General features: G+C 42.1%; 14 protein-coding genes and 2 rRNA genes (1 of these 16 cut by a window edge). 10 read left to right on the top strand and 6 right to left on the bottom strand.

All coding sequences use genetic code 11. From position 1 onward, the window contains the following. Together PSM_RS15155 and rrf are read left to right on the top strand one after the other, a co-directional pair. Window positions 1-2,644: ribosomal RNA gene (locus PSM_RS15155) — 23S ribosomal RNA — on the top strand; it begins 244 nt to the left of the window's first position. A gap of 136 nt (window positions 2,645-2,780) precedes the next feature. Next, window positions 2,781-2,895 (top strand): 5S ribosomal RNA (gene rrf / locus PSM_RS15150). A gap of 116 nt (window positions 2,896-3,011) precedes the next feature. Here rrf and PSM_RS15145 read toward each other — a convergent pair. Then, window positions 3,012-3,539: a sugar O-acetyltransferase gene (locus tag PSM_RS15145; RefSeq protein ID WP_013466255.1), complete on the bottom strand. Its 528-nt coding sequence runs from the start codon at window positions 3,537-3,539 to the stop codon at window positions 3,012-3,014. Window positions 3,540-3,701: 162 nt separating this feature from the next. Here PSM_RS15145 and PSM_RS15140 point away from each other — a divergent pair, with 162 nt between their 5' ends. From PSM_RS15140 to PSM_RS15120, 5 genes are all read left to right on the top strand, one after another. Further along, a complete protein-coding gene (locus PSM_RS15140; protein ID WP_016898983.1) occupies window positions 3,702-4,466 on the top strand; it encodes a DeoR/GlpR family DNA-binding transcription regulator in 765 nt (254 codons plus the stop codon). 46 nt (window positions 4,467-4,512) lie between these two features. Then, window positions 4,513-6,333: a glutamine--fructose-6-phosphate transaminase (isomerizing) gene (gene glmS / locus PSM_RS15135; RefSeq protein ID WP_008112790.1), complete on the top strand. Its 1,821-nt coding sequence runs from the start codon at window positions 4,513-4,515 to the stop codon at window positions 6,331-6,333. A gap of 115 nt (window positions 6,334-6,448) precedes the next feature. Then, window positions 6,449-7,639 carry an alpha/beta hydrolase-fold protein gene (locus PSM_RS15130; protein ID WP_013466252.1) on the top strand — a complete coding sequence of 397 codons (1,191 nt, stop codon included), beginning with the start codon at window positions 6,449-6,451 and terminating at the stop codon, window positions 7,637-7,639. 101 nt (window positions 7,640-7,740) lie between these two features. After that, complete coding sequence (locus tag PSM_RS18305; RefSeq protein WP_013466251.1) at window positions 7,741-9,120, top strand: KAP family P-loop NTPase fold protein; 1,380 nt, start codon at window positions 7,741-7,743, stop codon at window positions 9,118-9,120. A gap of 205 nt (window positions 9,121-9,325) precedes the next feature. Further along, a complete protein-coding gene (locus PSM_RS15120) occupies window positions 9,326-10,624 on the top strand; it encodes a DEAD/DEAH box helicase (RefSeq protein ID WP_013466250.1) in 1,299 nt (432 codons plus the stop codon). 92 nt (window positions 10,625-10,716) lie between these two features. Here PSM_RS15120 and PSM_RS15115 read toward each other — a convergent pair whose 3' ends face one another. The 3 genes from PSM_RS15115 to PSM_RS15105 form a co-directional block, all read right to left on the bottom strand. Beyond that, the gene (locus tag PSM_RS15115; protein WP_013466249.1) at window positions 10,717-13,938 is read right to left on the bottom strand and encodes a S41 family peptidase; all 3,222 of its coding nucleotides are present in this window, start codon (window positions 13,936-13,938) and stop codon (window positions 10,717-10,719) included. A gap of 154 nt (window positions 13,939-14,092) precedes the next feature. Continuing rightward, window positions 14,093-14,629, bottom strand: coding sequence for a homocysteine S-methyltransferase family protein (locus tag PSM_RS18800; RefSeq protein ID WP_442852291.1), 537 nt, complete (start codon window positions 14,627-14,629; stop codon window positions 14,093-14,095). Between the two features lie 228 nt (window positions 14,630-14,857). Continuing rightward, window positions 14,858-15,103, bottom strand: a complete 246-nt coding sequence (locus tag PSM_RS15105) for a DUF3297 family protein (protein WP_008112798.1) — start codon at window positions 15,101-15,103, stop codon at window positions 14,858-14,860. A 300-nt stretch (window positions 15,104-15,403) separates the two neighbouring features. On the opposite strand from PSM_RS15105, the gene PSM_RS15100 reads away from it, so the two are divergent. From PSM_RS15100 to PSM_RS15090, 3 genes are all read left to right on the top strand, one after another. Next, on the top strand, window positions 15,404-16,993 hold the full coding sequence (locus PSM_RS15100; RefSeq protein WP_013466246.1) for an alkaline phosphatase: 1,590 nt from the start codon (window positions 15,404-15,406) through the stop codon (window positions 16,991-16,993). A gap of 11 nt (window positions 16,994-17,004) precedes the next feature. Beyond that, window positions 17,005-18,798 (top strand): alkaline phosphatase, encoded by a 1,794-nt coding sequence (locus PSM_RS15095; protein ID WP_013466245.1) that lies wholly within the window; start codon window positions 17,005-17,007, stop codon window positions 18,796-18,798. 120 nt (window positions 18,799-18,918) lie between these two features. Then, the gene (locus PSM_RS15090) at window positions 18,919-19,647 is read left to right on the top strand and encodes a hypothetical protein (RefSeq protein ID WP_013466244.1); all 729 of its coding nucleotides are present in this window, start codon (window positions 18,919-18,921) and stop codon (window positions 19,645-19,647) included. On the opposite strand, the gene PSM_RS15085 is transcribed toward PSM_RS15090, so the two are convergent. Beyond that, window positions 19,622-21,517: a monovalent cation:proton antiporter-2 (CPA2) family protein gene (locus PSM_RS15085; protein WP_013466243.1), complete on the bottom strand. Its 1,896-nt coding sequence runs from the start codon at window positions 21,515-21,517 to the stop codon at window positions 19,622-19,624. The genes PSM_RS15090 and PSM_RS15085 overlap by 26 nt on opposite strands. Before the next feature lie 102 nt (window positions 21,518-21,619). Continuing rightward, the gene (locus tag PSM_RS15080) at window positions 21,620-22,459 is read right to left on the bottom strand and encodes a hypothetical protein (RefSeq protein ID WP_013466242.1); all 840 of its coding nucleotides are present in this window, start codon (window positions 22,457-22,459) and stop codon (window positions 21,620-21,622) included. Window positions 22,460-22,537 lie beyond the last annotated feature (78 nt).

Raw genomic sequence — 22,537 nt, 5'->3', positions numbered from 1 at the left:
CGAGCGAAGTCGGAACAGCCCTTAAGCTTATTATGTGTTAATGGAAGGCTCTGGAAAGTGCCACGATACAGGGTGATAGTCCCGTACATGAAAACGCATTTTAAGTGAAATCGAGTAGGTCGGAGCACGTGAAACTTTGACTGAATATAGGTGGACCATCATCTAAGGCTAAATACTCCCAACTGACCGATAGTGAACCAGTACCGTGAGGGAAAGGCGAAAAGAACCCCTGTGAGGGGAGTGAAATAGAACCTGAAACCGTGTACGTACAAGCAGTAGGAGCCCACTTGTTGGGTGACTGCGTACCTTTTGTATAATGGGTCAGCGACTTATATTTTGTAGCGAGGTTAACCGATTAGGGTAGCCGTAGGGAAACCGAGTCTTAACTGGGCGAATAGTTGCAAGGTATAGACCCGAAACCCGGTGATCTAGCCATGGGCAGGTTGAAGGTTGAGTAACATCAACTGGAGGACCGAACCCACTAACGTTGAAAAGTTAGGGGATGACCTGTGGTTAGGAGTGAAAGGCTAATCAAACCGGGAGATAGCTGGTTCTCCCCGAAATCTATTTAGGTAGAGCCTCGGACGAATACTTACGGGGGTAGAGCACTGTTAAGGCTAGGGGGTCATCCCGACTTACCAACCCTTTGCAAACTCCGAATACCGTAAAGTAATATCCGGGAGACACACGGCGGGTGCTAACGTCCGTCGTGAAGAGGGAAACAACCCAGACCGCCAGCTAAGGTCCCAAAGTCATAGTTAAGTGGGAAACGATGTGGAAAGGCCCAGACAGCCAGGAGGTTGGCTTAGAAGCAGCCATCCTTTAAAGAAAGCGTAATAGCTCACTGGTCGAGTCGGTCTGCGCGGAAGATGTAACGGGGCTAAACTATGCACCGAAGCTGCGGATTCAGAATTTATTCTGAGTGGTAGGGGAGCGTTCTGTAAGCGGTTGAAGGTGTACCGGGAGGTATGCTGGACGTATCAGAAGTGCGAATGCTGACATGAGTAACGATAATGCGGGTGAAAAACCCGCACGCCGGAAGACCAAGGGTTCCTATCCCATGTTAATCAGGGTAGGGTAAGTCGACCCCTAAGGCGAGGCCGAAAGGCGTAGTCGATGGGAAACGGATTAATATTTCCGTACTTGGTATAATTGCGATGGGGGGACGGAGCAGGCTAAGCAAGCATGGCGATGGTAGTCCATGTGAAAGTGTGTAGGCTAGTGACTTAGGTAAATCCGGGTTGCTGTTAGGCTGAGACACGAGACGAGTCACCAAGGTGATGAAGTTGCTGATGCCATACTTCCAGGAAAAGCCTCTAAGCTTCAGATTATACCGAATCGTACCCCAAACCGACACAGGTGGTCAGGTAGAGAATACTAAGGCGCTTGAGAGAACTCGGGTGAAGGAACTAGGCAAAATCGTACCGTAACTTCGGGAGAAGGTACGCTCCGATTGGTGATGAGACTTGCTCTTTAAGCTGATTGGAGCCGCAGTGACCAGGTGGCTGGGACTGTTTATTAAAAACACAGCACTGTGCAAAATCGCAAGATGACGTATACGGTGTGACACCTGCCCGGTGCCGGAAGGTTAATTGATGGGGTTATCTTCGGAGAAGCTCTTGATCGAAGCCCCGGTAAACGGCGGCCGTAACTATAACGGTCCTAAGGTAGCGAAATTCCTTGTCGGGTAAGTTCCGACCTGCACGAATGGTGTAACCATGGCCACGCTGTCTCCACCCGAGACTCAGTGAAATTGAAATCGCAGTGAAGATGCTGTGTACCCGCGGCTAGACGGAAAGACCCCGTGAACCTTTACTACAGCTTGGCACTGAACATTGAACCTACATGTGTAGGATAGGTGGGAGACTTAGAAGCAGAGACGCTAGTTTTTGTGGAGTCGTCCTTGAAATACCACCCTTGTAGTTTTGATGTTCTAACGTTGGCCCCTGAATCGGGGTTACGGACAGTGCCTGGTGGGTAGTTTGACTGGGGGCGGTCTCCTCCCAAAGAGTAACGGAGGAGCACGAAGGTTGGCTAAGTACGGTCGGACATCGTACGGTTAGTGTAATGGTAGAAGCCAGCTTAACTGCGAGACAGACACGTCGAGCAGGTACGAAAGTAGGTCATAGTGATCCGGTGGTTCTGAATGGAAGGGCCATCGCTCAACGGATAAAAGGTACTCCGGGGATAACAGGCTGATACCGCCCAAGAGTTCATATCGACGGCGGTGTTTGGCACCTCGATGTCGGCTCATCACATCCTGGGGCTGAAGTCGGTCCCAAGGGTATGGCTGTTCGCCATTTAAAGTGGTACGCGAGCTGGGTTTAGAACGTCGTGAGACAGTTCGGTCCCTATCTGCCGTGGGCGTTTGAGAATTGAGAGGGGTTGCTCCTAGTACGAGAGGACCGGAGTGAACGAACCGCTGGTGTTCGGGTTGTCATGCCAATGGCATTGCCCGGTAGCTACGTTCGGAACTGATAAGCGCTGAAAGCATCTAAGCGCGAAGCAGGCCTCGAGATGAGTTCTCACTAGACTTTTAAAGTCTCTGAAGGGCCGTTGAAGACTACAACGTTGATAGGCAAGATGTGGAAGTGGTGTGAGCCATTAAGCTAACTTGTACTAATTACCCGTGAGGCTTAACCATACAACGCCAAACGCGTTTTATGTGATAGTGAAACAAGCGAAGAAGTTAATATAACTAAAGTAGATACTTGAAGACTTTATTATCAGAAATTCCAAATTTTAGTAAGGTCGATTAAATCGAACTTACACCAAATTTGCTTGGTGACAATAGCGTTTTGGACCCACCTGACCCCATGCCGAACTCAGCAGTGAAACGAAACAGCGCCGATGATAGTGTAGCATTTGCTATGTGAAAGTAGGACATTACCAGGCTCCAAATAAGAGAAAGCCCGACTAGAAATAGTCGGGCTTTTTTACGTCTGGAATAAAGTGAAAATACGGGTTCGAGGTATAAGGGTAAATGTGAGCCTAAGGCTTAACGATGATCCTTAGCACTTTCTTATTTCACGTGCTGGATTGCCGGCAACCACGGTATTTGATGCAATGCTCTTAGTTACCACTGAACCCGCACCAACAACAGTGTTATCACCAATGGTAACACCAGCTAACACAATAACTCCCGCGCCAATCCACACGTTATTGCCAATGATTATCGGTGCTGTAAAGTTCTCTTTATTGAGTCGCTCTGTGGGGTTCACAGCATGCGAAACGGCCAATAGTTGAACATTAGGGCCAATTAAGCAGTCACTACCAATCGTAATCACACCTTCATTAATTGGTGCATCTAATACAGTGCAATTAATGTTTATAAAAGTACGATCACCAATTTGTATTTGACTGCCATAGTCACAATGAAAGCCCGCTTCAATAATTACTCCATCACCACAGTGTGAGCATAATTCTTTTATTCGCTTTAAATTACCTTTACTGGGGCTTTTATTAAATAAGCGGCAAATTTCGTGCACAGTTTTACGCTGCGCTAGATTCTCTTTACTAATACTATTAAATGACTGCATATCAATTTTGTTTAACTTAAATAATGGTGCCTAGCTTAACCTACTTTAAGCATGATGATAATTTGAATAAAACTGCTTTATTTTTATGCATTCACTTGCCATTTATTATGTTTCGTTTAAAATCCCCTAACTTTCGAAACGAAACTTAATAGCAGTTACTTAATGACCAAACGAAACACCCAGCAACGCCGTCATCTGATCCTTAGCCAAGTAAATGAGCTTGGTGAAGTGGCCGTTGAGACTCTTGCTGAACAGTTTCAAACATCAGAAGTAACCATTCGAAAAGACTTAACCGCGCTTGAGAAAAGTGGCTTGTTGCTGCGCCGTTATGGTGGGGCTATTGCGCTACCAAAAGAGATAGTAAGCGATGAGATCGATTCTAAGCGCAAAGTAGCAATTGCTAAGGCAGCAGCGGCGCTTATAAAAGATCATAACCGCATTATTATTGACAGCGGCCGCACTACTGCAGCGATGATCCCTGAGTTAGCTACCAAGCAGGGGTTAGTTGTTATGACTAACGCCATTAAAGTGGCAACACGTTTATTAGCACTTGAAAATGAACCAACACTTTTGATGACAGGTGGCACGTGGGATCCGCATTCAGAATCGTTTCAAGGGCAAGTAGCTGAAAATGTTCTATGCTCATATGATTTTGATCAGCTATTCATTGGTGCTGATGGCATTGATGTAGCGCGTGGAACAACCACGTTTAATGAACTTGTTGGATTAAGCCAAGTGATGGCTAAAGCGGCGCGCGAAGTTATTGTGCTGGTTGAGTCAGAAAAGATTGGCCGAAAAATACCAAATTTAGAATTACCGTGGCAAACAGTAACCACATTAATAACCGACAGTGGCTTAGCAAGTGATAAACGTGCAGCCATAGAGGCGTGTGGTGTAAAACTAATTTGCGCAGAAATTATGGAATAGCAACTAAAACGTAAGTTGCTAGAATTAAAAAATTAATGGAGACACTATGTGTGGAATCGTTGGGGCTGTTGCAGAACGTCCAGTAAATAAAATCTTAGTTGAAGGCCTTAAGCGTCTTGAGTACCGCGGTTATGACTCAGCAGGTGTAGCTTTACTTGAAGGCAATACACTTAATACAGTTAAAGCAGTTGGTAAGGTTGTAAACTTAGAGTCAGCACTTGAACAAGCTGGTGTTAGCGGCCACACAGGTATTGCACACACTCGTTGGGCGACTCATGGCGGTGTAACTGAAGCCAATGCTCACCCACATGTTTCAAGCAATCAATTAGCACTTGTACATAACGGAATCATTGAAAACCACGCAAGCTTGCGTGCAGCACTTAAAGGCGACGGTTACGAGTTTTTATCAGACACCGACACTGAAGTCATGGTGCATTTAATTCATCAGTTACGTCAGCAGCACACCACTTTATTAGCGTCAGTTCAAGCTGCTGTTAAGCAGTTTGAAGGTGCATTTGGTACCGTTGTGTTTGATAAAGCGAATGATAACGAAATTATTGTAGCTCGCTCAGGTAGCCCGTTAGTTATTGGTTTAGGCCTTGGTGAAAACTTTATTGCTTCTGATCAACTTGCATTATTACCAGTGACTCGCAGCTTTATCTTCTTAGAAGAAGGTGATGTAGCGCGTATTACTCGCGACACTGTAGAAATTTTTGATGCAGATGGCAACGCGGTTGAGCGTGAAGTTGTTGAATCAAACATCACACAAGATGCATCAGGCAAAGGTGATTACCGTCACTACATGCTAAAAGAAATTTATGAGCAGCCACTTGCAGTACGTAACACCCTTGAAGGACGTTTAAACGATGACCGCGTAGCGATTGATGCTTTTGGCGATAGCGCACAGCAAATATTTAAAGACGTAAAACACGTACAAATTATTGCCTGTGGTACGTCATACCACTCAGGTATGGTTGCTCGTTACTGGCTTGAGCAATTTGCAGGTGTTAGTTGTAACGTAGAAATTGCCTCTGAGTTCCGTTACCGTCAATCGTTTGTACACGAAAATAGTCTGCTAGTAACGATTTCACAGTCAGGTGAAACGGCTGATACTTTAGCTGCACTGCGTTTAGCTAAAGAGCAAGGTTATATGGGGTCAATGACTATTTGTAACGTACCAGGCTCATCGCTTGTACGAGAATCAGACCTTGCCTTTATGACCAAAGCTGGTGCTGAAATTGGCGTTGCATCTACTAAAGCATTTACTACGCAGCTTGTTGGTTTGTTAATGCTTACTGCGTCTATTGCGCAAGAAAAAGGATTAGATCAAAGTACGATTGTTAACGCTATTAAATTGCTTCCAGCTAAATTAGAAGAAACGCTACTATTAGCTGATGGCATTGCAGACCTTGCAGAAGAGTTTGCTGACAAGCACCACTCACTGTTTTTAGGTCGCGGGTCGCAATACCCAATCGCAATGGAAGGCGCGCTTAAGCTTAAAGAGATTTCATATATTCACGCTGAAGCATACGCAGCAGGTGAGCTTAAACACGGCCCATTAGCGCTAATTGATGCCGACATGCCAATTATTGTTGTAGCCCCAAACAATGAATTGCTTGAAAAGCTTAAATCAAACGTAGAAGAAGTACGTGCACGTGGCGGCATCATCTATGTATTCGCTGATAAAGATTCACACTTTGAGTCAGACGACACAATGCGTGTAATCAACGTAAACCACGTAGATGACGTAATTGCCCCTGTTGTATATACAATTCCACTACAGTTGCTGTCGTACTATGTAGCGGTCATTAAAGGCACAGATGTTGACCAGCCACGTAACTTAGCAAAATCGGTTACAGTTGAGTAAAATCAAATGGTTATAGATTTTTATTAATGTTAAAAAAGCGCTTAAGGCGCTTTTTTTGTGCCTGAAACTCTGTTAGCTTAAGTAACTTATTATTTTATTCTCTAAGGGATTAGTCATGCGTTTATTAACCGTTATTTGTTTTGTTAGCTTTAGTATTTTTAGTTCACAAAGTGCCTTTGCACAATCTGGCACTAAACAGCAAAGTACAGATTACTCTCAGTACACACATACTATTAAATCGGTTGTTTTAAACGAAGAACGCACAGTTGTCGTGCAATTGCCTAAAAGCTACCAAGCTCAGCCAAATAAGGTATACCCAGTTGTTTATCGCTTAGATGGGGCGGGTAATATACCGCTTGCGAGTGCTGTTATTGAGCGTTTACAAAATGATAATCGTGCTCCAGAGGTTATTATTGTCGCTATTGAAAACACTAATCGACTTAGAGATTTTTATCCTACAGTGAATAAAGAGCCGCAAGGTCCTGTCGGTGAAGGGGGCGGCGCAGCAAAATTTTTAGCGTTCTTTGAACAAGAGCTTATTCCTCTCGTTAATAAAAATTATCGTACGCATGACTATAAAGTGATTGCTGGCGCCTCCGCTGGTGGTGTATTTGCGCTATATGCTTTGCAGGCAAATCCCGAACTATTTCAAGCGCACATTGCTTATAGCCCTGCGGTTTGGTGGAACTATGGCGCAATGGTAAAAAGCACAAAATCGTTTATAACTAAAACGAAAGAACTTAACAATTACGTTTACATTAATATTGGCGAAGAAGCCGGCATAATGCGTGAAAGGTATGATGAATTACAGCAATCACTGCAATCACATAAAGTGCCAGGGTTACGCTTCTCTAGTGATGCGTTTGATGGTATCTCGCATAACTTAACCGCTGCTGCTGGCGTATTTAATGCCTACTACAACTTATTTTTACCTAAACAAATGCCTATAAGTGCTTTAACTGACGATGTAGCCTCTATTGATGTTTATTACAAAACATTATCTCAACAATGGGGCGAGCAGATATCTCCACCAGATCGTGCTGTTAGATTACTTGGTTACAACCTAACGGACAGCAAGCAGTTTAACCTCGCTATAGAGGTGTTTAAGTACAATATAAAAAACTACCCAAAATCAGTCGATGCGCTTTCAGCCTTATCCTACGGTTATGAAATGCAAGGTGATACTCGTCAAGCGCTTGAAAATATGGAATCTGCTCTAGCAATTGCAAATGACTCATATCCTTATATAAATTACTTAAAAGAAACTAGGGCTAGGTTACAAGCAGAACTTAGTAATGGTCGCTAAAGCAGAATCTAAATAAGCTAGTTATTCTTAATAGAAGTTAAAGTTTGTTTATTTATGATTCAATGACGATATATCTATAAACAAAATCAGGAACTCTGAAAATGGCACCATGGAATGACGATAAGCTAAATAGAAAGGAAGATGCAAAGTATCTAACTGCATACTTACTCAATCGATTTACAATAAAAAAAGATGAGCCTTTTGTTTTAAATATTGATGCAGAGTGGGGGTTTGGTAAAACCTATTTTCTTACAAACTGGCGAAGAGATTTAAAATTTGAAGGTTGTGAAGTTGTTTATTTTAACGCTTGGGAGAAGGACTTTACAGATAACCCTTTGCTTGGTTTTATTTCTGCTATTGATAAAGAATTAAAACCCTTTTTTGATAAAAAGGCTAATGCAAGCCAAAAAACTAAATGGAATAAATTTAAGCTTGCTGCTGCTCCATTGCTTTTATCCTTTATAGCAAAAAGATTGACAGGCAACTCTCTCGATCAAATAAACGAATTAATTGAGAGTGATGGTGAGGAAAACAAAGCTTCTAATATAGATAAAAAAGATACAAATAAATTAGTTGAAGGGCTAACAACTCAAGCAACAAATATTGCTTTAGAACATCAAGATAGTATTGAAAGTAGTATTACTACTTTTAAGGTTAATTTAGAGGCGATCGCTAAAAAGGCGGGTAATGATAAAAAACCAATTTTTATATTCGTAGATGAACTCGATAGATGTAGGCCTAGTTATGCTATTGAACTACTCGAGACGATTAAACATTTATTCCAAATACCCCGCGTTTACTTTGTGGTAGCTACCGCCTCCGAGCAATTAAGTCATTCGATCAAGGCTATTTATGGTAATAATTTTGAATCTAAAAAATACCTAAATAGATTTTTCGATCAAATTTATCATCTACCGTCACCAAATCGCTTGTCTTACTCAGAGTACTTATGGAAAACAGAGCTTATTAGTGATGATAAGTTAATTGCTGTACATAATAATGGTAACGCTTATTTGTTGGCTCAAACTGCGGTTTTATGTGATGCAGGTTTACGTGATATTGAGCAGGCAGTTAAGATTCTTCAAGCTATTCAATTAACGACTAAAGAAAGATTGTATACATTACCATTAGCATTTTTAGCGATATTAAAAATAAGTAAGCCAGAATTGTATAAAATCACGATTCCAATGTGGAAAAATAAGTTTCGAACTGATACTAACCAGCAAAATTGGGATATATTTATTAATAAAATGAATAATCCTGAGTCGAATTTGTACTCAAAGGTAGCTTCGGAAGGTAAGATTATCAGTGTTATAAGTAAGTTATTAGGAAAAAGTGGAGTTAAATCTACAGAAATTCAAAGAGGTACTGAAGAACTTGGAGATATGATCTTACATGACTTTAGTTGGAATCAAAATCAAGAGTTTTCAATAATACATTACCCTGAGTTAGTTGAGCGTGCAGGTCACTTTGTATCTTAGAATAGTAGAGACCTACCAAAACAAGTCTTTTATGACAAAGTGTGGGATAAGCTCTTATCTAAAAATATCAGAAACCTGCTCGTAACTTGTTGCGCGAATCGCGCAGCTGTTATCCATAAAGAGATTTAAATCACTAACCCCTACTTAACGGACAGTAAATGCGCTAAAATTACAGGCTATTTTTAGTAATGAGCCCGCACCTTTTATGACCTCATCCGCAAATCCTAGTAATTTCAACGAACTTGGCCTTATTCCAGAGCTAATTGCTCGTTTGTCTGATCTTGAATACTCGCAACCTACGCCGATTCAGGCAAAAGCAATTCCAAGTATCTTGGCGGGGAGTGACTTAATTGCGGGGGCAAATACCGGCTCAGGTAAAACAGCAACCTTTGCTTTGCCTATGCTACAAACGCTATTTTTAGCGCAAGGTGCTAAAAAAGCAGCGAGCAAAGGCAACTTTGTAACAGGGCTTATTTTGGTACCTACTCGCGAGCTGGCAGTGCAGGTAGCCGATAGTGTTAAATCGTATTCTGCTAATTTTAATGGCGCCATTAAAACGGTGGCGGTATTTGGTGGTGTGTCGGTTAATACCCAGATGCAAGCACTTCGCGGCGGTGCTGATATCATCGTGGCAACCCCAGGGCGTTTACTCGACTTAATATCAAGCAATGCTATTAAGCTTGATAAAGTTTCAACCTTAGTGCTTGATGAAGCTGATCGCATGTTAAGCCTTGGCTTTACTGAAGAGCTTGCTGAGCTATTGGCATTAATGCCGGCTAAAAAGCAAACCATGTTGTTTTCAGCGACTTTCCCAGAGCAAGTCACACAATTAACACAAAAGCTGTTAACCAATCCTGTTGAAATACAAGTTCAAAGCAAAGACGAAAGCACTTTAGTACAGCGTGTATTTACGGTTAATAAAGGTGAAAAAACCACGGTTTTGGCGCATTTAATTAAGCAGCATAAATGGCGCCAAGCGCTGATTTTTGTCAATGCTAAAAAAGATTGTGAGCACTTAGCCAGCAAGCTTGAAAAACGCGGCGTGAACGCACAAGTATTCCATGGTGATAAAGGTCAAAGTGAGCGTACTCGCGTAATTGAAAAATTTAAAGCTGGCGAAATAGAAGTACTAATTGCCACCGACATTGCAGCCCGTGGTTTAGATATTGAAAAGCTACCAGTAGTAATTAACTTTAACTTACCGCGTAGCCCTGCTGATTACATGCACCGTATTGGCCGAAGCGGCCGTGCTGGTGAAGTTGGTTTAGCGTTATCATTAATTGATTATGACGACTTCCATCACTTTAGAATCATTGAAAAGAAAAACAAACTTCGTTTAGAGCGTGAAGAAGTAACGGGTTTTGCGGTAAACCAAGGCAATCTTGATGCAGCACAAGCACTTAAAAACGATAAGCCAATGGCAAAGCCTGAAGGCACAGGTAAGAAAAAGAAGAAAAAATCCAACCAAGAAGATGACGTATGGAGCGGCTGGAGAAAAAGATAAGCCTTAATACATATAAGTCATTAAACTCGAATTATTAAAAACCCTGCAAATTTGCAGGGTTTTTTTATTAGCTAATATTGTTATGCAGCAAATTAAAAATCAGTAGGTGCTGGTGGCACCACTAAAGGTTGCTTAGGGTTTTCTTTAAGCTCCTTTAATAACTCTTGTACTGCACGCTCTATTGATGGATCTTGGCCTTTATAAATAAGCTCTGGGCGGTCAATTACTTTAATATCTGGTGCAACACCTTCGTTTTCTATGATCCAGTTACCTTTTGTATCTAAAATACGGAATGTAGCAGCAATTACTTGCCCGCCGTCTACAAGGCTTGGGTTACCAGAAATACCAATTAAACCACCCCATGTACGGGTACCAATTAGCTTACCTAGACCAGCTTGGCGGAAGTAGTAAGGAATTGCGTCACCACCAGAACTTGAATAGCCATTTATTAGCATGGCTTTAGGACCATTGTGTGCAAACTGCGGTGTTTTAGTTGGCTCTACACCACGGCGTTTCCAATAGTTAAGCGGTTTACGCGCAAGCCAGGTGATCATATGCTCAGGAATAAAACCGCCGCCATTGTAACGGTCATCAATAATCATGGCATCTTTGGTTGTTTGCGGCATGTAGTTTTTAAACATGGCGCGGTTGCCCTCATAGGCTGTATTTGGCAGGTGCACATAGCCAATACGCCCATTTGATAGCTTATTAACGTAGGCTGCACGCGAATTAACCCAGTCTAAATAACGTAGGCCTTGCTCACTTGCTATCGGTTTTACCGTTATTTGCCATGCGCCTTTGCTACGCGGCTTGTTGTTTAGCACTAGCTCTACTTGCTCACCCTGGGTGTTTTCAAGGAGTTCGTAAAAGTTAGCAACGTCTTTTACCGAGCGGCCATTTACCGCAATAATATAATCGCCGTTATGTACTTTTACGCCTGTGGTGCCAAGCGGTGAACGGAAATCGTCATGCCAGTTTTCACCTTTAAAGATTTGTTCTATTCTTACATAACCAGATGGGTCGCTTGCAAGCTTAGCGCCTAATAAACCATGGTTTTTACGCTCTGCTTTTGGCATATCACCCGACTGCACATAAATATGGCCAGAGTTAATTTCACCGGCAATTTCGCTAAGAACATAATCAAGGTCGCTACGATGGCTAATGGCATCAGCCATAGGTTGGTACTTTGCTAAAATAGCATTCCAATCTTGACCGTGGTGGTTTTCATCGTAGAACCAGTCACGCAGTGTACGCCAACCCTCAACATACATTTGTTGCCACTCTGCTTGCGGATTAATTTTAAGCGTCATTTTGCTTAAATCGAGCTTATTTGCGTCTAGGTCTTGTTTTGGCTTAGGTTCAATTAAGCTGTAACCGCCACCTGTATGTACAAGTAGGTGTTCGCTATTGCTTGAAATAGTGTAATTACTAACGCCTTTGGCGACTGTTTCTAGCTCACTGTTGTGATCGGTGCCTATTAGCTGTAAACCGCCATTAGCAAGAGTCAGTACGCCGTCTTTTACTGCGGTTAAGCCACGGTAATCGCCCGCAGGGGCATTAAGTGCGGTAACACGTTGCATAAAGTCATTGCTTTGCAGTGCATTTTTAACTTTTTTGTCGTCTTCTTTTTCATCTTCTTTATCTTGGACAATCGTGGCTTCGTCACTATGTAAGGCAATAAGCGGTTTAACGCTATCGTTTACTGCAGCTGCATAAATACGGGTTGCTCGATTAAACATGTAATCAAACTCGTAGCTACTAAATGCCAGATTAAAGTCGCGCTCTGAGCTAAAGTAAAGGTATTGACCATCAGGCGAAAAAGTAGGGTTTTGCTCATTACTCATTTCGTCTGTTAAGCGCGTTACCTTTTTCTTTTTAAGGTTGTAGTGCCATAGCGAGGCATAACGGTTTTCGTTATTTTTAACAAATACAATGTCTTGGCTGTTAGGCGACCAAGTATATTGAGTAATGCCATCTTCGTCGTAAATACCGGTATCAATTTTGTGTTGCTTGCCCGATTTTGCATCTAACCACCAAAGTGTGTTGTTTTTATCTGAAAACAACAATTTAGAGCTATCTGGTGACCAAATGGGCGTAAAGCGCCAAATAGTGCCATTGCTAGTGAGTTGCTTAATAGCATTATTTTTACTGCGATCTTTTAAGTAAATTTCGTACTCGCCGCTTTCATCGCTCATGTAGGTTATGTAGCGCCCATTTGGTGACCAGCTTGCATCTATTTCGCGGCTTTTTTCTGTGTAAGATAAGTTGCGTGTAGGCCCTTGTTTAATTGGTACACTAAACAACTCACCACGGGCAGTAAATACAGCACGTTTACCATCGTGAGAGAGCGACATAGAATCAATAAAATCGCTAACATTTTTGCTATACGGCATTGCGTATTGGCGCACGCCAGCAATGTTAATGCTTAGCTTAGCGCTTTTTTGTGTTTTTGCGTCAAAGCGATATAAATAACCGCCGTTTTCATAAACAATCGCATTTGGGCCAGCTGAAGGCCAAAGTACGTCAAAGTTTTTATAGTTGGTAAGTTTTTTTGGTTCGCTGCCTTTGCGGTACTGGTAAAGGTTTAGCGTGTAATCACGGTCAGACACAAAGTAAATATTGTCACCGACCCAAGTTGGTTGCTGGTCGGTTGCACGGTTTGTAGTTAGTTGTTCTGAGGTGTTTTTTTCTAAATCATAAATCCATACATCTTGCGCACGACCACCACGAGTACGTTTCCACGTACGAAACTCTCGGTCAATTGGCGTATAAACATATTTGCTGCCATCTGGAGATAGCATGCCGCCACCAGTTTCTGGAATCGCTAATGGCTGTTCAAGTCCGCCATCTGCAGGAACCATGTAAGGGCGGCCCATACGTTTTCCCCATGGTGTGCGGTTAGCTCTAAATACCACATTTTTACCGTCGGCGGTCCAATCTAAAACGCGGTAATCAAAACCTCCACGCGGTGGCATTGGGCCAACGTCATTATAATAAGTAAGTTGTTTTAGGTTTGAACCGTCACTGTTGATCACATAAATTTGTCGGCTACCGTTATACTCGGCTGAAAATGCAATGCGCTTACCGTCAGGGGAAAACTTAGGAAATGTTTCAAAGCCAATATGGTCGGTTAAGCGTTTGCTTTCGCCTGTTTGCGTATTCGCAATATAAATATCGCCACTGTAGACAAAAGTAACGGTTTGGTTATGAATATCTGGAAAGCGAAGTAAACGAGTGTCTTTAGTCTCATAGGCCGATACACTCGGCGCGATTGCTGCAGCCAAGGCAAGAGCCAATGTTGTTAGTTTTTTCATGGGATTACGTCCTATATTAATAGCGATCCCATCATAACAATAAGGTGCAAAATAGCGATGCACTTACGATAAAAGGTCTGTTACAAAATGTGAATAAAAAAGGTTGGCATTAAAATGCCAACCTTCAAGGGAGTGCTCTTTTTAAAGCGTAAAATTAATGTACGTGGTCGTGCTCTTCCTCTTGTGCAATACCTAACCAAGTGATCGCGACTGGTGGGAATGTAAGTTCTAGTTCACCTTCAATTTCTAAGTCTTCTAGGTGAACTTGCACAACGTGTTGGGCTATTGGGTCGGCTACGTAAGCAAACTGACCATTTTTCGCTACTGTCATACTAAACTTCATGCCTTCAGGCATAGTTGTTACATCTTCTTGTGTAATATCAACTTGACCTGCTAGCTCCCAGTGTATGTGATCGTCGTGCGCATGCGCCTCAAGCACGTTTAAAAAACCAAGGCTGTCTAAAACTAAAAAGTGCTCACCGTTGGCAGAAAAAGAGTAAGAAATAGCGCTTGCGCCATCAGCTAGTTGCCATTCAAATTCTTCCAAGTGAAAGGGGACACATGCATAGCTGTTAACAGTAATTATTTCAGCGCCAGCATCTATAAAACCTTGGTGTGCTTGGGTTACACATTGCGGTGCTTCTATTAAAGCTTGCGCACTCCACAGTGGCTGTGAAAACGGCGCGCCCATGCGTTTGAGTTCACGACCCATGCCGCCATCTAATATTATTAACTTGCTCATAATGGACTTCTATACGTCTAAATAATTAAAGCTATTCAAACATACTTTTTGAAAATTCATAATGAAACTTCATCAGGTTGAGTATGAAAAAAGTTCAACATGTTAAAGCTGTTTTTAAAAGGCACAAAAAAAGCGACTACCCAGTAAGGTGTCGCTTTTCTTTTTACAAGTAAGCTATTACTTGTAAAACGCTTCTACAGTGCCTTTTACTTTCATAAGTAATGGCTGGCCGCGACGGTCTAGCGCTTTAGGTGCCGCTACTTTTATCCAACCTTCGCTGATGCAGTACTCTTCAACGTCAAAACGCTCTTTACCGTTAAGTGTAATACCGATTTCATGTTCAAATACTTCTTCTACATAAAATTTGCTACGTGGGTTAATAGACAGTTGATTAGGTAATTCTGGTTTGTTTGTATCAGTCATAATAGTGATCTGCGTTGAATTAATTATGCGCTATTGTAGGCAATAGCAAGCTTAGGCTCAAGCAAGAGATCAATAAACTAATATATTGTGATGTGCTTTTATAGAGCTGTTACATATATTATGAGAAGGGTTAAGCAGTCGATGGAAATACAAAGTAGGTGTTATTGATATAAAATTTGGCTGTCACCTTCTTGTCATTAAAATTACCTTTATTAGTAACATCTATTTCCTATAGTGCAGCGGTTGATGTTTTTGAGCTCACAGTTTTTAAAAATAACCACTACATAATGGGAATTACGGATGAAAATTAAAAAAGTCGCTGCGGCAATCGCACTCACCTGTGCGTTTAGTGCCGTTAGTCATGCCAATGTTCTACCGCAAAGTCAAAAAGACAGCAGCTGGTACAGTGCCGCACAAACAAAACTAACAACTAAAACAACGCAAGCACAAGCGGTTAAAAGCACCAAAGCTAAAAATGTAATTTTATTTGTTGGCGATGGCATGGGTATTTCTACCTTAACAGCGGCGCGTATTTTACAAGGTCAACGAAACAACCAGCTCGGTGAAGAAGGCTACTTAAGCTTTGAAAAATTCCCGTATTCAGCACAAGTTAAAACCTACAATGTTGACGCACAAACGCCAGACTCTGCAGGCACCATGACGGCCATGATCTCAGGTGTAAAAACCGATGTGGGTGTTATTGGGGTTGATGAAAAGGTTGAACGAGGTAACTGTGCAACGGCTATCGGTAATGAGTTATTAACAGCCACGGAGCTGGCTGAAATTAAAGGCTTAGCTACCGGTGTTGTTTCAACTGCACGTATCACTCACGCAACACCGGGTGCAACGTATGCTAAATCGGCTGATCGCAACTGGGAAGATATCTCAGACATGCCTGAGGCAGCAGTTAATGCAGGCTGTGAAGATATTGCCTCACAGCTAGTTAACTTTGAAAAAAACCTAGAAGCGCGTTTTATAGGTACCGATGTTGATGGCTTAGACTTTGTAATGGGTGGCGGCCGTCGTCATTTTTTACCTAAAGATGCATCGGCAAATTCAAATGATGCAATGAGCGCCGTAGAAGGCGATCGTACTGATGAGCGCAACCTTGTTACTGAATGGCAAACACAATATCCAAATGGCACTTATGTGATGGACCAAGCCGGATTTGATGCTATTGCCGATGATGCAACCCAAGTCTTTGGCTTATTTAACGAATCGCACATGCAATACGAAGCTGACCGTGCCAACGATATAGCTGGTGAGCCGTCGCTTACCGATATGACAACTAAAGCGATTGATGTACTGGGTAAAAACGAAAAAGGCTTTTTCTTAACCGTAGAGTCGGGCCGTATTGACCATGCTCACCATGCGGGTAATGCTTTTAATGCACTTAACGACACTATTGAATTTGCAAAAGCCGTTCAAGCTGCCGTTGATAACACCGACCCTGAAGAAACGCTTATTTTAGTTACAGCCGATCACAGCCATGTGTTTACTATTGCAGGTTACCCGAAACGTGGTAACCCAATTTTAGGTAAAGTGGTTGGTGTTGGCCAAACTACACCAACGCTAGCTGCTGATAACATGCCATACACCACAGTAGGTTATGCAAATGGCCTCGGTTTTAGAAACTTAGTTGATGAAACGGATGCAGATGCAAGCTATGAAACAGCTGCGGTTGCAGGACGTGTTGAGCTAAATGGTGTTGATACAAATACGCCAGGTTTTCACCAAGAGGCTACTGTTCCACTTGGCTCTGAAACGCATGCAGGTGAAGATATTTCATTGCATGCAATGGGCCCAGGTGCTCACCTTGCTCAAGGTGTTATAGAACAAAACGTTGTATTTCATTTAATTAATCAAGCTCTTGAACTAACTCAGCAATAATGGCGGCTCACATGAATAAATTAACAGTACTTTCTTTAGCAGTAATGGTCGCATTAACTGGGTGTTCGAGTGATGACGACAAAAACAGTAATAATATTTTAGCGGTAGATAACCAAATCGCAGTAGGCTCAGCACAATGTGTTAATGGCGGCGTAGAAACGCAAAGCGGTGTTGATACCAATACTAATGGGCAATTAGAGAGCAACGAAGTAACGCACACTAACTTAGTATGTAACGACCCAGCTACCTCATTAACGAGTGAACAGCTCGCTTCATTAAGTAACAATGCTTGGTTTAGCGACGCACAAACTAAACTTGCTAGTGCGCAAGATGCAGCAAGTAAGGTAGTAACAGAGTCAGGTAAAGCGAAAAACGTGATCTTGTTTGTTGGTGATGGTATGGGTATTTCTACCATAACGGCGGCGCGTATTTTAGCGGGGCAGTTGCAGGGTGAAATGGGTGAAGATCACCAATTAAGCTTTGAAACTATGCCGTATTCTGGGTTTGTAAAAACTTATAACGTAGATGCACAAACACCAGATTCTGCCGGTACGATGACAGCAATGGCCTCTGGTGTAAAAACCGATGTGGGTGTAATTGGTATTGATGAAGCGGTTGAGCGTGGTAATTGTGCATCAGGCAAAGGGCATGAGCTTGTTACTTCGTTAGAGCTTGCGGAAATTGCCGGTAAATCTACCGGTATTGTTTCTACGGCACGTATTACCCATGCAACGCCTGCGGCAACTTATGCTAAGTCGGCTGATCGTAACTGGGAAGATATTTCAGATATGCCAGCTTCAGAGTCAGCCAATTGTGAAGATATTGCTTCACAGCTGGTTAATTTTGAAAAGAACTTAGAAGCCCGTTTTAGTGGTGTTGATGTAGACGGAATCGAAGTGGTTATGGGTGGCGGGCGTCGTCATTTTTTACCTAAAGATGCAGCCTTTAATTCTGCAGATGCGGTGAGTGCTGTTGAAGGCGACCGTACTGATGCGCGTAATTTAGTGACAGAATGGCAAACAACTTACCCGACTGGTACTTACGTAATGGATCAAACTGGGTTTGATGCCATTAGCGATGATGCCACAAAGGTATTTGGTTTATTTAACGAATCGCACATGCAATACGAAGCAGACCGCGGTAACGATATCGCTGGTGAGCCTTCGCTATCGCAAATGACCGAAAAAGCTATTAATGTTTTAGATAACAATGATAAAGGCTTTTTCTTAACAGTTGAGTCGGGCCGTATTGATCACGCCCACCATGCGGGTAACGCTTACAATGCATTAAACGACACTATTGAGTTAGCGAATGCAGTAAAAGTGGCGATGGAAAATACTAACCCAGAAGAAACACTAATCGTGGTCACGGCCGATCACAGCCATGTGTTTACTATTGCGGGTTACCCTAAGCGTGGCAACCCAATATTGGGTAAAGTGGTTGGTGTAGGCCAAACAGAGCCAAGTTTAGCTGCCGATGATATGCCTTATACTACGGTTGGTTACACTAATGGTGGTGGCTTTAGAGACTTAGGCAATGAAACCGATGCAGATGAAGGATATAACTTTGCACCCGTTACAGGGCGCGTTGATTTAAGCAATGTTGATACTACAACGCCGGGCTTTCACCAAGAAGCACTTGTGCCACTATCATCAGAAACCCACGCCGGTGAAGATGTAGGTGTGTATGCAACCGGACCTGGTGCCCACTTAGTGACTGGAACTAATGAGCAAAGCTTTTTGTTCCATGTTATGGACTTTGCCGCAGATTTTGTAAAAGCGGCGGATGAAAAAGTAGCGCAATAAACCTTGCGATATAAAACAACCCGCACACTGTGCGGGTTTTTTTATGTCATTAAACTGCCATTATTTTTGGTTATGTTAAAGGCAATTAAGCTAAAAGCGATTAACTAAAGAGATAGCCCAATGAAAAAAGTATTTTTAATAATGAGCGCATTATTTAGCGCAAGCAGCTTTGCTGAGCAGTGCGATATAAATCCACAGGTATTAAAAGCCACTTACACTATTATTAATAAGGCTCCACAAGCGCTTAAAAATAATAAGGAAAACAGCCAAACTCTCACCCTTTGGCGAAATGAGCAACAAGTGGCGCACCAAAGCCAAGTTATAACAGAGCTTTGGCAGCATACGAGCAACAATCAAATACGGCCTATTCGTTATTTTAATGCGCAGCAGCGCGGTATTGAATATCAGCCCTCAGAGGTGCAAGGAGTGCAAAACTGGAGTGCAAAAGTACAGCTGGTAGATAATCATCTTATTGAAAAAATGACATTAGTGAGCACCGAAGGCGAAGGCTGCAACGAAATAAAAAATTACAGCTTAGAAGAAAATAACTCTCAGTATAACTTGGCATTTTTTACCCATTCAAAACTAGTAAAAACATTTAGTATTAGTAACCTAGCGAATAAAGCAAGCACGTCACTTAGCTTAGACGCGGTGCAAAATGACACACCAGCGATTAAGGCTCAGTTTGCAAAATGGGATAACTTTCAAACCACCGACTATGCCGACATTGGCGATAACGAAAGCGACCCATTTTTAGCAAAAATGATTAACCTAGGCTTTATAGAGCACGGCGCCACCGGTTTTTATAATCCTCAAGGTGATGCTATTCAAGGTGGACATCATCATTAGGTCGTTTTTTGGGCTTAGCAGAGTCTTCTGTTAAGCCATTTTCATAATCGTTTGCATCACAGGTATTTAAATTTTGCTGTGCTTGCTTATCTTGCTGTAATACCTGTTTTAAATCTTCCATACGTTGGCGTACTGCAACGCCGTAGCTGGCATCATCTCCCCAAAGCTCAGAAAGTTGTAACACAGATGCACGGTCATGATCCCTAAATAATTTACCAGCACGCTCAGCGTCTTCTTTGCTATTGCCAAGTAGCTGCAGTGATTCTATGGCTAAGTTAATGGCTGAGTCGACGGTTTCGCGGTTAAACGCATCCACTTTTAGATTCAGTAGTTGATACGCATGGCGACGATCGATTGCGCGCGCCACTATTTTTAATTGTGGGTAGTTTTTATGTGCCAGCTTAATAATTTCAATGGTTTTATCTGGGTTATCAATCGCAACAACCAGCATTTGTGCAGTATGTGCACCAGCAGCTTCAAGCAGTTCTTGGCGAGCAGCATCACCGTAAAATACGGTGTTACCAAAGCGGCGCAGCAGTTCTATTTGGCTTGGGCTGTGATCAAGTACGGTAATTTCGTAGCCTTGTGCATGTAATAAACGCCCCATTATTTGCCCAAAGCGGCCATAGCCCGCAATAATTACGTGTTTAGCGGTATTTATTTGTTCTGGTTTATCAAACTCAGGCTTAGTGCTACTACTGCGTTTTTGTATTTGCTCATACAACATCAGTAATAAAGGGGCTATCAACATAGATACCGCAACCACTAAGGTCACTAGACTGGTTTGTTCTGGGGTTAAAATACTTAATGTGGTGGTCACGCTTAAAAGTACAAAAGCAAATTCACCACCTTGTGCTAGTGCCAATGTAAACAATAGTTTTTGCTTTGAGCTAATTTTAAATGTGACAGCAAGGGCAAACAAAATGCAGGCTTTAATGACAATTAATAAGGCAACTAAAGCAACCACGGTACTAAATTGATTAAATAATAGCTCAAAATTAATTGAAGCCCCTACAGTGATAAAAAATAGTCCTAGCAATAGGCCTTTAAAGGGCTCTATGTCGGCTTCTAATTCGTGTCTAAATTCACTTTCGGCCAATACTACACCGGCTAAAAAAGTACCTAAAGCAGGTGATAGGCCAATACTGTGCATTACAAGCGAAATAGCCACGACTAAAAACAATGCAAAAATTGTGAATATTTCACGCATGTGGGTTTGTGCTATGTATCTAAACAGTGGTGCCGACACATATTTACCGCCAGCAATGATAGCGGCAATAACGCCAACAGAGACGCCTACTTGTTGCCAAACAGGCCAGCCTGCAATGATTGAATCGCTAATTTGTTTTGAGCTACTTGGTGCAGCAAACGCGAGTAAGGGGAGTAGCGCTAAAATAGGAATAATGGCAATATCTTGAAATAATAAAACCGAAAATGCATTTTGCCCAGCTTCTTGCTTTAACCAGCCTTTTTCTTCGAGGCTTTGCAATACAATCGCGGTAGAAGAAAGTGCCAGCATTAAACCAATGGCCAATGCGGTTTGCCAATGCATGGTAAAAAACCAATAACAAAAGGCAAAAATAACCGCCGCAGTTAGCACCACCTGTAAGCCACCAAGCCCTAAAATAGAGTGCCGAAGCTTCCATAGTCGTGAGGGTTGTAGTTCAAGTCCGACCAAAAATAGCATCATCACTACGCCAAATTCGGCAAAATGCATTACATCGGTTTGATCCCCTACGACTCCCAATGCATAGGGACCAATCAGTATGCCAGCAATTAAATAACCCAGTACTGATCCTAAGCCAAGTCGTTTGGCAATAGGAACAGCCACAATGGCGGCGGCTAAATAAATTAAAGCTATTTCTAACACGCGTTTATCCTAATAATTTCAAGACATTTAGCATGGCTTAGGTGTTAGTAAAATACAATAACTGATGTAGTGAACAGCCATTTATTTCGCTTTATTAGTGTATTAGCGGTCTAATTTTACAGTGCCTGAAATATTATCAATACTGACATCACCCGAGCCTGCTTCTGTAATAGTCAGCGCTTTAGCATAATTAACACGAATATCGCCAGAGCCATCTTCAATCGTCACGCTTGAGCCAATATGTTCAATCAACATATCTCCTGAGTTATCGTCTACGGTGACTGCGCCATTAATATGTTTAATAGTTATGCCGCCCGAGCCATCTTCAATTGCGACATTACCACTGACATTATCAATATCAATGCTGCCTGAGCCATCATTTAATGCTAAATCGCCGACTACATTTTTTACGTAAATACTGCCCGAGCCATCGTCAATATTTAAGTTTTTAGCACTATTAATATCAATATTGCCAGAGCCATCTTTTACATCAATATTGCTTTGCATAGCGTTAATAATAATATCGCCTGAGCCGTCGTTAATATCTAAATTTAGGGTGTTAGGTACGGTAACAACTAAATTGATACTTGGTGATTGCCCGCTGTAAAAGCTAATCCCATTATTACTTTTATTTTGTGCAACAAGTTTTGCTTGTGTACCGCTTTTCTCAAGGGTGAGTTCGTATTCATCGTCAATGTCGGCGGTGTAAATGATGGCATCAACGCTAATATTGGTTGCAGTATTAGAGCCCTGAATATCGAGCGAACCGGCACCACTTAATATCGTTATGTACTCAAGGTTATTGCTTGGTAGTGAAAGCTGCTGGGTTTGTTTAACTGATGCGACACTGGGCGATATGTGAAATACACAACCGCTGAGTAATAAAATGCCGCTAATTAGTGAAACGGGCTTAGTGAAGTTGAATAGAGTTGATGCGCTCATGTTTAGTCCTTTGATATTGATTATTTTAGTTAATATACAAAGTATAGAGCAAAATTGAGGCCGAAATGTAAGTTGTTG

This window comes from Pseudoalteromonas sp. SM9913, assembly GCF_000184065.1.
Lineage (GTDB): Bacteria > Pseudomonadota > Gammaproteobacteria > Enterobacterales > Alteromonadaceae > Pseudoalteromonas > Pseudoalteromonas tetraodonis.
This window is presented reverse-complemented; position numbering and strand designations above follow the sequence as displayed.